10 protein-coding genes and 1 pseudogene are annotated in these 10,022 nt (G+C 42.8%); 4 read left to right on the top strand and 7 right to left on the bottom strand.

Annotated elements, in window-relative coordinates; genetic code table 11:
- Positions 1 to 91: 91 nt before the first annotated feature.
- From V7K98_RS25975 to V7K98_RS25985, 3 genes are read left to right on the top strand one after another with little or no spacing between them, the layout of a single operon-like run.
- Positions 92 to 1,012 carry a class I SAM-dependent methyltransferase gene (locus tag V7K98_RS25975; RefSeq protein WP_335027182.1) on the top strand — a complete coding sequence of 307 codons (921 nt, stop codon included), beginning with the start codon at positions 92 to 94 and terminating at the stop codon, positions 1,010 to 1,012.
- Positions 1,005 to 1,973: a PrsW family intramembrane metalloprotease gene (locus V7K98_RS25980; protein WP_335027184.1), complete on the top strand. Its 969-nt coding sequence runs from the start codon at positions 1,005 to 1,007 to the stop codon at positions 1,971 to 1,973. The genes V7K98_RS25975 and V7K98_RS25980 overlap by 8 nt, the downstream gene beginning before the upstream one ends.
- Before the next feature lie 32 nt (positions 1,974 to 2,005).
- Positions 2,006 to 2,563, top strand: coding sequence for a Uma2 family endonuclease (locus V7K98_RS25985; protein WP_335027186.1), 558 nt, complete (start codon positions 2,006 to 2,008; stop codon positions 2,561 to 2,563).
- Positions 2,564 to 2,638: 75 nt separating this feature from the next.
- Here the strand turns inward: V7K98_RS25985 and V7K98_RS25990 are convergent, their stop codons facing one another.
- Positions 2,639 to 3,511 carry a 6-carboxytetrahydropterin synthase gene (locus V7K98_RS25990; protein WP_335027188.1) on the bottom strand — a complete coding sequence of 291 codons (873 nt, stop codon included), beginning with the start codon at positions 3,509 to 3,511 and terminating at the stop codon, positions 2,639 to 2,641.
- Between the two features lie 66 nt (positions 3,512 to 3,577).
- On the opposite strand from V7K98_RS25990, the gene V7K98_RS25995 reads away from it, so the two are divergent.
- Positions 3,578 to 3,706, top strand: coding sequence for a hypothetical protein (locus V7K98_RS25995; protein WP_335027191.1), 129 nt, complete (start codon positions 3,578 to 3,580; stop codon positions 3,704 to 3,706).
- Here the strand turns inward: V7K98_RS25995 and V7K98_RS26000 are convergent, their stop codons facing one another.
- The 6 genes and pseudogenes from V7K98_RS26000 to V7K98_RS26025 all read right to left on the bottom strand — a co-directional run.
- Positions 3,707 to 4,408 carry a J domain-containing protein gene (locus V7K98_RS26000; protein ID WP_335027193.1) on the bottom strand — a complete coding sequence of 234 codons (702 nt, stop codon included), beginning with the start codon at positions 4,406 to 4,408 and terminating at the stop codon, positions 3,707 to 3,709.
- A 15-nt stretch (positions 4,409 to 4,423) separates the two neighbouring features.
- Positions 4,424 to 5,386, bottom strand: a complete 963-nt coding sequence (cysK, locus tag V7K98_RS26005) for a cysteine synthase A (protein WP_335027195.1) — start codon at positions 5,384 to 5,386, stop codon at positions 4,424 to 4,426.
- Between the two features lie 916 nt (positions 5,387 to 6,302).
- Positions 6,303 to 8,003, bottom strand: coding sequence for an iron uptake porin (locus V7K98_RS26010; protein ID WP_335027197.1), 1,701 nt, complete (start codon positions 8,001 to 8,003; stop codon positions 6,303 to 6,305).
- 598 nt (positions 8,004 to 8,601) lie between these two features.
- On the bottom strand, positions 8,602 to 8,865 hold the full coding sequence (locus tag V7K98_RS26015; protein WP_335027199.1) for a hypothetical protein: 264 nt from the start codon (positions 8,863 to 8,865) through the stop codon (positions 8,602 to 8,604).
- Positions 8,866 to 9,147: a 4a-hydroxytetrahydrobiopterin dehydratase gene (locus V7K98_RS26020; protein ID WP_335027201.1), complete on the bottom strand. Its 282-nt coding sequence runs from the start codon at positions 9,145 to 9,147 to the stop codon at positions 8,866 to 8,868.
- A 752-nt stretch (positions 9,148 to 9,899) separates the two neighbouring features.
- A pseudogene (locus V7K98_RS26025) lies at positions 9,900 to 10,022 on the bottom strand (photosystem II D2 protein (photosystem q(a) protein)); the annotation flags it as partial.

Below are 10,022 nucleotides of genomic sequence, written 5' to 3' on the forward strand. Positions count from 1 at the left end.
GGCAAACTGCCGTTATAAAATTCAATTCATTTCTAGACTCCCGTCCAGCAAGTGTGTCATAAGTAAAAAAGCTGTGAACGCAAATTAATTTATGACTGCTGCTGTAAAAACGACTCCTGGCTTCGCTTCCCGCTTGGTAAATGGCGTACTGGCAATCAAGCCTTTAGCCAACCTAGCCAAACATCAAGCCCGCCAAATGATGATTAAACGTGCCGAGAGGATTGGCGTACCTTGGACGCAAGAAGTCGAGACACTACAGGCGCGTGACTGGAAAGACGATCTAGCTCAGGTACAAAATCCTGACCTTTCCTACCCAGAATACTATTTGCGGCCATTCCATGCCTACGAAGGTGGAGACCTCAGTTGGAAAGCCGCTTGGGAGCTAGAAGTTGCTGCTCGTACTGTCCACGCCGGAATTTGGCAGGATGCTGGAACACAAGGAGATGCTAGACTGCGCCAAAGTTACCACGATATCCTTAAAGCACAAATTCGCAATCAACCCCAAGACATTTTAGACTTGGCATGTGCTGTAGGTTTAAGTACCTTTTCCCTGCAAGAAATTTATCCCCATGCCCAAATCACAGGCTTGGACTTATCTCCCTACTTCTTAGCCGTTGCCAATTACCGCGCCCAACAACGTCAAGCTAAAATTAACTGGCTTCATGCCCAAGCTGAATCTACTGGGCTACCAGATGCCTCATTTGATTTAGTCTCAATTTTCTTGATGTGTCACGAATTACCCCAGTCAGCAACCCAACAGATTTTTGCTGAAATGCGGCGTGTGCTACGTCCGGGTGGCTACTTGGCAATCATGGACATGAATCCTAACTCTGAAGTCTACCAGAAAATGCCAGCTTACATTTTGACGTTGCTCAAAAGTACAGAACCGTATTTAGATGAATATTTTGCTTTGGATATTCAGCAAGCTATTGTTGAGGCAGGTTTCCAAACTCCCACTATTACCAACAATACCCACCGTCACCGCACAGTAATTGCTCAGGTGAGTGGTTGATTTTTCTTTACTGTTGTGGGCAGTAATACCACCCTTGCTGCTGCTAGGCTACTACTACTACCGAGTCCCATTTGCCCCACCTTTGTTAAGGTTACTGATGTTCTTTAGCATTGGGGCAATATCTGGTCTTTTAGCCCTTAGACTTGAATCGAATTTTGAAACTGTAGCTAATTTGGTTATAGATTGGGAACGGATCAAGCGATCGCTTCCTGGTGCAGTCTTGCGGCAGCTTGTGGAAGTAGGTTTAATTGAAGAAGGCTGCAAATTAGCAGGGGTTATTGTGCCAACCTACTATTTGCAACGCACGTATCGATTACTTCCTTCAACTGTTTTCCTCTTCACCATAGCCATTGCCCTTGGATTCACTGCTGAAGAGAACTGGATTTACCTTTTTAACGATACAGCATCAATTCCTGGCCGTACTATCAGCACGCCAGTCCATGCGATGTTCTCTGCACCTTGGGGATATGCCTTGGGAATGTATCTTTCGTCTAAAAATCGGTTAAATCAAGACAGGAACTTGATTTTTAGGGCTTGGCTGAATTCTGTAATCTGTCATGCCCTAGTTAATATTCTATCTATTGCTTGCGGTTACTCACTAGCGCTATGTTTCCTTATTTATGGTTTATTTCCGTTTCTATTGTGGATGTTTTGGCGACTAGAACAATTACTGCGAAAAGTGCAAGGTAAACCTGTAATTACCCTAATTTCAGAACGATTGCCCCAGCGCCGTTACTGGCAAAGAAGCTTAGTGCTTTTTGCCCTCGTGCTGGGTGGAAATGCTATTTTTGGGCTGTTTCTCTTAGCCAACAAAATTAGTCCTTTGAGTCCGTCAAAGCTTTTTGACAGTTATATTTTGTGGTTTATACTTAGTCGCTTTTTGCTAAATCTCTTTTTTGGAGTTTTCGCTTGGGGCATTTATCGCTATTTGCGACATTCCGCCCGTCGCCGCTATTTTTAAAATATGATTTAAGAAAATGCTAGGGGGTTTCTATGCAAACAACTCCAGTGCGTTGGACGACAGATGACCTAGATTTCTTCTCTAGCGATCGCAAAAATCGTTATGAGATTATTGATGGAGAACTATTTGTGACTAAAGCACCTCACTGGGATCATCAAACAAGCTGTCTCAATATTGGTACAGTTCTCAAGATTTGGTCAAATGAAACTGGTTTAGGTAAAGCTGCGATCGCACCTGGAATTATTTTCTCAGATTCTGACAATGTGATCCCTGATGTGGTATGGGCAAGTCATGAACGTTTAAAAAACTTACTAGATGAAGCTGGACACCTCACCGGCGCACCAGAGTTAGTAGTAGAAGTTCTCTCACCCGGCGAAAAAAACGAGAAACGCGACAGAGAAACAAAGCTAAAGCTGTACTCAGTACAAGGGGTTCAGGAATATTGGATTTGCGATTCTATACAGAAAAAAGTTGAAGTTTATCGTCGTGAACAGGCTGCATTAAAATTAGCAGTTACTTTATTTAGTGAAGATGAGTTGACAAGTCCTTTGCTACCTGGTTTCACCTGCTTAGTGAGTAAACTTTTTTAAGCTGGGAATTGGGAATTGGGAATTGGGAATTGGCTATCTCGTCCCTCATCCCCCTCATCTCCCCAGTCCCTACAGCTAAACCCGCGCTAATACTGGCTGATTCACGGATGCACTGACTGAATCTGATTCTGACTCCGTGCAGTAAATTTCGCAGGAGTTATTGGGACTTTCAATCAATTTCACCTTGTAAAGTTTAGCTCCCAATTCCTGAATTGGCGATCGCAGTAAATTACTAATGTAAAGTGCGATATTCTCAGCAGTGGGAACAATTTCGGCAAAATAAGGAATGTCTTTATTTAAAAAAGTGTGATCGAATGGTTCCACTACATAATCTTCTATCACTTGATTCAAACCGCCTAAATCAACAATCATGCCAGTGCGTGGGTCAATTTCCCCTTTGACGGTGACTTCTAGATGATAGTTGTGTCCGTGACCGTGGGGACGAGCGCACTTACCATAAATCTCAACATTTTCTTCGTTACTGAGACTAGGATGAGCTAGCCGATGGGCGGCGCTAAAGTGAGTACTGATAGTGAGGTATGCTTCCATTGCGTTTCCTATATAATCTGCCCAAAGTTCAGGATGTTCAAATAACTGCACACGGACTAAAGGCAAGTGTGGTGCTAGTCGTTGCCAGATAATCCGTGCAATATTCTCAGTGGTGGGCAGAGTTTCTTGAAATTCTGTCCACGCATCGTTGATATAAGAGAAATCCAATTGACTGGTAACTTCCTGTTTGATTACGTGTTTCACATCAGACAAGTTCAGCACCATGCCATATTCATCCAATTCCCCAGCAAGAGAGATAAATAAGACATAGTTATGCCCGTGTCCCGGAAATCTAGAGCAAGCACCAAATTTTTCAATATTCTCGGCTTCACTCAGTTCTGGCAACCAATAGCGATGACTTGCCGAAAACTGGGCGCGGCGATTAACAATACATTGCATGAGTACACTATGAGCAGAATTTAAAATTTCTTAATCTTTTACTGTTTCCAGCATAAACTAATTCCTTTGTCATTAGTCACTTGTTATTTGACCATGCCCAATTCCCAATTCCCAATTCCCAATTCCCAATTCCCAATTCCCAATTCCCAATTCCCAATTCCCAATTCCCAATTCCCAATTCCCAATTCCCAATAACTACATAACAGACGCTTGCGCTTCACAGTGTAATCTTGTAGCTATGCGGAATAATTCTTGACCTGTGTGTAAATAACGCTCATCGTAGCTCAAAGGAAAATAAGCAAACTCATCAAGTCCATCCGATACTTGATTGAGGCTGTAATAGAGGTTAGCCGCAATTCCTGCCAAACTAGAGGGATTCGGCAGAGATCGAAAAGTAATTTGTGCCTGCTTGAGATCATCTCGACAAGTTTGTAAGTATTCCTGAAATTCATCCAACAACTCATCATCAAAAGGATCGGCAGCTAATTGCTCTATTTGCTCCTCTAGAGAATAGAGAATGCCACAAAGCAGATGATTGACTGGTTGATAAACTCGGCGCAGCCATTCTTCAACTTGCTCATCAGCTTCTCGTCCTGTTTTTCGTTTTGTCTGGTAATGCTTTTGCGCTGATGCTGTACGCTGTTGGCGATCGCTATTTAATTTTTGAGAGTCATTTTGCAGTTGTTGGTCATAATTGCGGCGATTATGATTATCGCGTAAGACCTCATAAGCTGCATTGATGCGAATAATCTGATCGCGATCGGCTGTATCCTGATTAGTGTCAGGATGAAATAACTTAACCAAGCGGCGATAAGCTTGCTTAATCTCTGCAAGGCTTGCACTTGGACTAACTTTGAGAGTTTCGTAATGGTTAGAAACGTGCTTAGAATTGACCATTAATTCAATTTATCATTAGCTGATAGTAGCGGCTAAACTTGCCTCCAGGTCTTGGAACAACGGTGTACTCAAATACCTCTCACCAAAACTAGGCTGAATCATCACAATTAAACGCCCTTTGTTTTCTTGACGTTGAGCAACGCGAATTGCTGCACATAAAGCCGCTCCACTAGAAATACCAGATAGTAGGCCTTCTTCCTTTGCCAAACGCCGACTGTAAGCGATCGCTTCATCATCGGTGATGGTAATCACTTCATCAATCAATTTTAGCTTGAGAACTTGGGGAATAAACCCAGCGCCAATTCCTTGGATTTTGTGTGGCCCTGGCTGTCCCCCAGATAAAACTGGGCTATTTGCTGGTTCAACAGCGATCGCTTTAGAACTAGGTTTACGTGCTTTAATTACTTCTGCTACACCAGCGATCGTACCACCAGTGCCCACCCCAGCTACGATTATATCTACTTGTCCATCAGTATCTTCCCAGATTTCTAGGGCTGTAGTTTCCCGATGCACTTTTGAATTGGCTGGATTGCGGAACTGCTGCAACATATAGGTATTTGGCGTACTATTAACTATTTGTTGCGATCGCGTGATCGCCCCATTCATGCCTTCCATAGCTGGCGTTAGTTCCAGTTCTGCCCCATAAGCCCGCAACATTGCCCGACGCTCCCCACTCATTGTCTCTGGCATTGTCAAAATTAATCGATACCCCTTAGCTGCTGCCGCCATTGCTAGGGCAATTCCTGTATTTCCAGAAGTGGGTTCTACCAATATTGTCTTCCCAGGAGTAATCAGCCCCTCCTCTTCGGCGGCATTAATCATGCTAACCCCTATCCGATCTTTGACTGATGCCGATGGGTTTAGACTTTCCAGTTTAACCACAATTTCCGCAACACATCCTTCTGTTTGGGGAATGCGGTTCAACTGTACTAAGGGTGTACGACCAACAAGTTCTGTAATGTTACGAGCAATTCGCATAATTATAGTCCTCAGTTATTTAGTCAAGAGGCATTTGTAATCCACATCATAGGTTAATCAATGAAGTTAAAAAGTAAAACTACCGTACTACAAAGGTTTTAGCGATCGCACTAGTGCAACAACTCCGTAGGAGTATCGCGTTGCGAAAAATGATTGAAGAAGAATTCAGAAGTCAGAATTCAGGAGTCAGAATAAATCAGTCGGGGATTCAGACCGGCGCAGGATTTTGAGCTACTGAACTACCGTTCAGTAGGGGTTTTAAACCCAATTATTCATCCACCAGTCGTACAGAATTCATGTCTGTTTTCTGACTCCTGACTCCTGAATTCTGTTCGATAAAGTAGAGTTAAGGAACCTGGATTAAATAAAATGCAAAACTTCATCCTGTTTCTACCTTCCCTCTTCTTTATAAGGCTACGGTGTACACACAAGTCATCGAATTACCCAAAACAAAACAAAAACCTCACCCTGTCCTATCTTTAATCCCTCTCCTTAGTAAGGAGAGGGACAGGTTTTACGCAGTAAAACCAGGGTGAGGTTTCTTAGGGGCTATCGCAAATCCCCTCACCAAAGACTTGTGTGTACACCGTAGCCTTTATGAGAAGAGGGATTGAGGGTGAGATAAGCGAGGGACATAAACTATATGTTATTTAATTCTTATCCATAAGGGTTAAATAACAAATGACAGATGATTCTTGACTAAATGTAGTACATGATATCAAACTGGGATTTATGCATTAAGCTGAAAATACTTTAATTTGCATCCTCAAAAAAATAAATCTCTTGTGGGGTGGGCATCTTGCCCGCCCTAGCTGTGCAAATAAAATGCACGACAGCTTACTCCTACTGAAAAGAAAAACCCCGCCTGATGGCGGGGAGAAATAGATTTCAAAATTGTCAGTCGATAATCAATACTCTAGAAGGTGAAAGTAGTTCTGAGAGTACCGATAATCGCGTCATCATTATTGCTGCTTTGACCAGGAGATGTTAACCAAATTACGCCAGGGGTAACAGAGATGTTATCCGATACGCGGTACTTGTAGAAACCTTCAAAATGATAGGGTACATCATTACCACCAGGAACACCTGTCCGGTTCAAGGCATAGGGTTCTGCTCCCGCGAAAAGACCTAAAACGTTACCTCGTTTACCGAAATCAACTAAAGCAACCCCAGCACCATAGCTCCAAGCTGTATAATCATCACCTACACCAAAGCCGATGACATCGTGGTAAGAGACAAAGCCACTAATTGATAGCTTGTCGCTGGGTCTAAATGCAGCTGATACACCATAGGAGTTGCTAGTAGAACCGGCAGTTGGTAGAGTGTTAGCTCGTTGAGTACCTACTGCAATAACATCGTCGTCCGTAGCACCTGAGTTGAATAAACTACTACCTGCGCCGTTATATCCGTGGACATAAGTGGCAGCCAAAGCCAAGCGATTGCCAACACTAAAGTTCAACTGTCCTAAAGCGGCGTAGTCGCCGTTGGTCAGACCTGTACCAATACCAGGATCATTAGCTTGGGATGCCAAGTAACCCGCAGTAATTGAGCTATTTCCTAAGATGCCAGTACCTTTACCAAGGGGTAGATTGATCGCTATACCTGCACCGCCACCAATCCGATAGATTGGACTTTCAGAAGCAAAGGTAGATAAAGCCCCATTACCGCCATCAGTATTGTCGAAAAAGTAAGGGTTGTTGACAGCAGCATACTGGCTGTGTCGTCCGCCACTGGCCGCCAAGTAAACATTAGCTGGACCGATGGGAACTTCATAGGTCAAACGGTCTATCTTGACAGAATTGTTACCAGTGCTACCAATTTCAAATGTTTGTCTGCCTTCAGCACCACCATTACTACCATCTAGATTAAAGGCTCCTGCATTCCCAGCTGCTAGACGGGTGTGTAAAACGTCTCTACCCGTAAAGCTGGTTTGCAAGTCTAAACGTACTCTGTCTTGGAAGACGGTATTATTGTTATCACCATTTCTACCGCCAAATGCATCAGTAACAGCAAAAACGGCTTCACCTACTAGTTTTGTGGTGGTGGAGAACTGATTCGCTTCCAATTCAGCAGTCCGCGCTTCTAGGGAATCTACACGACCGCGTAGGGTTGCTAATTCTGCGGAAAATTCTTCTTGTAAACGCTGTAGGGTAGCTAAATCTTGTTTAGTCACCAAGTCAGCTGTTGCTGTGGCAATCAACTCGTTAACGCGATCCAAACAGGCGTTCAAACCAGCAGCAAATTCATAACGGGTTAAAGCACGATTACCGCGATAAGTGGCATTCGGATAACCTGCAATACAACCATAGCGCTCAACCAAAGACTGCAATGCTTGGAATGCCCAGTCAGTTGGTTGTACGTCGGAGAACTGAGAAACCGATGTTACTTGAGACTGAGAGTTATTCTGGTTGCCTTCGTTGCTGTAGCGATTAACTTGATCTATCGTTGTTTGAGCCAATATTTCTGGCTGTTGGGCAACTTCAGTCACACCTGCTTGTTTTGCTGGTGATACTTCAGTGGTTGTGTTTGGAGCCGCAATTGCTGTTGTCGAAACTAACAATGTTGCTCCCAAAACTGCTGGGCTAACCACCAAGGATTTCCATAACAGATTAGACATTTTACTTTACTCCTCACACCTTGTTTAGATAATTGGTTTCGTTCCACCTAATTCTCGAAAATGCGACATCTCATTGAAACCTATGGATGAGGCATAATTGCCGTTACTACAATTCTAGTTTTTGCAAAGCTAATAAACGATTAACTTAGGGTTAAAAACCTATGCGATTAACTTATGCAAAAGCATATCTTCATATCATAACATTATAAAACATCTGATCTAGATGGCAAGATTGGAGCGATCGGCTTAATAACTGTCACACATGGTTATCTAAATATCTAAGCAGGGAGTACGGTTTTGGTCGTTTGCTCCCTACTTGGCTAAATTCCCGAAAGCGTTAGATACTTAGCATCTGGTTGGGAAAAATCACTCCTTAGACTTAACTTAGTAGAAATTGCACGCTAGTAGGACTTACGCACTTTACAAAAGAATCATGTTATGTATCAAGGCAGATCCGTCGTTTCAGGCTTTTATCAATCATTCTTTGATGGTAAATAACCACATCTGTCGTAGGGGCAATTCATGAATTGCCCCTACGACAGATGTGGTTTTTCGAGTTATCTGTATTTAATCTTTCCTGTCAATGCGTAAATCCTAACTACTTAAAATACACTGGCTCGGCTATACAACAAGCGCAGCAAAGGATTTCTGCGAGGTCGTTGCCTGGTATAGTTGGAATAAACACAAAATCAGGAATCAAGGTTTTGAAAGCCGCACTCTCCAAACAAAAACCTGTAACATTACTCTCAATCAATTTCGGTACTACTTTTCCCTTATGAGTCCTTATGAGTAAAGATAGGGTGGTGTTGTCTTTGTCGCGGTTGCTTCTAGTCACCTGGTACAAAATGTCAGAAGAAGTCACTTATTGAATTTGGGAAATCGCCTGGGCTACATCAAAGTCTGCCTGGGTTAGTCCACCTGCATCATGTGATGTGAGCGTAATCTTCACTTTGTTGTATGAAATCTCTATGTCGGGATGATGTCCTGCGGACTCAGCAGGCTCCACAAGCTTATTGACAAACTCAATTGCTTGGATAAAATCCTTGAATGTGCGGGTAATATGCAACTTTGAGTCTTCGACAGTCCAAACTGACAGAACCTTTGCCTGTTCTTGAATTTCTGCTTTAGTGAGTAGTTGTGCCATGTCAAAAAATTCCTATTTATATATTTTTTACGTTTTGCATTTGACAAAAACAAACCCTTCTTCTTTTCTACACATAAAGGATGAGAGGGCAAACTGGTATATGATGTGCGTCTATATTTAGATCAAACTTGGTAAATAAATGCTATAGCTCACATCTGGTCACACTCCAAGGTTTGATGCAAGATATTCTTATTTTTAAGAAAAGTTAAACCGTTGGCTTTGCCCGCCGCAAGTATCGCTTATCTAAGTTTTCAAAAGTCACCCATAAAAAACTATCCGCTCTGATTTAGATTAGATAATCTAACTCAGAGCGGTCTAGCGGGTCTTCAGGTTGCAACCAGACTGCCGGAAGGAACTCCGAGCTTGCCTAGCTAGTTGAGCTAACTTAGTATCTCAAAGATAACTAAGGCTAACTTTTAGAGAACAGCCCCGGCACACAGCCGGCTAACTGCAACCTGATGACCCATGCGTATACTACTTTCTATCATGGGCATCACCTCCTTATTGCCTAAACGGTCTTAGTTTCAAAAAGGCAGAGCATTCACTCTGGGTTCATAACCTTTTTATAAAATAACATATTTAAGAGAGATATTAACCATCTATAAAAAAATCTCCCGCCTTTTGGTGGGAGATGAGTGGAAAATCGGGAATATTGACACTTTGTTAGCTTATGCCAAGCAGATTATTTAATCTTACTGATGTCAATTTTCGGCAACTACAACTCTGATTCAAGTCATGGTCGGCTTTGAATATTAGAGAGCGTTACCGCGAGGTAGTACTTCCTCGGGGAATACAAATTGTTCGTGGGGTTGATCTTGAGGAGCCATCCAAGCGCGGATACCCTCATTCAGCAAAATGTTTTTGGTATAGAAGGT

Origin of the sequence: Nostoc sp., assembly GCF_036917435.1 — a bacterium.
GTDB lineage: Bacteria > Cyanobacteriota > Cyanobacteriia > Cyanobacteriales > Nostocaceae > Nostoc.

Excerpts from the sequence above, each read along its gene's own strand:
- V7K98_RS25990 (WP_335027188.1), bottom strand. The coding sequence starts at position 3,511 with ATGCAATGTATTGTTAATCGCCGCGCCCAGTTTTCGGCAAGTCATCGC.
- V7K98_RS25975 (WP_335027182.1), top strand. The coding sequence starts at position 92 with ATGACTGCTGCTGTAAAAACGACTCCTGGCTTCGCTTCCCGCTTGGTA.
- V7K98_RS26000 (WP_335027193.1), bottom strand. The coding sequence starts at position 4,408 with ATGGTCAATTCTAAGCACGTTTCTAACCATTACGAAACTCTCAAAGTT.
- V7K98_RS25985 (WP_335027186.1), top strand. The coding sequence starts at position 2,006 with ATGCAAACAACTCCAGTGCGTTGGACGACAGATGACCTAGATTTCTTC.
- V7K98_RS26010 (WP_335027197.1), bottom strand. The coding sequence starts at position 8,003 with ATGTCTAATCTGTTATGGAAATCCTTGGTGGTTAGCCCAGCAGTTTTG.
- cysK (WP_335027195.1), bottom strand. The coding sequence starts at position 5,386 with ATGCGAATTGCTCGTAACATTACAGAACTTGTTGGTCGTACACCCTTA.
- V7K98_RS26020 (WP_335027201.1), bottom strand. The coding sequence starts at position 9,147 with ATGGCACAACTACTCACTAAAGCAGAAATTCAAGAACAGGCAAAGGTT.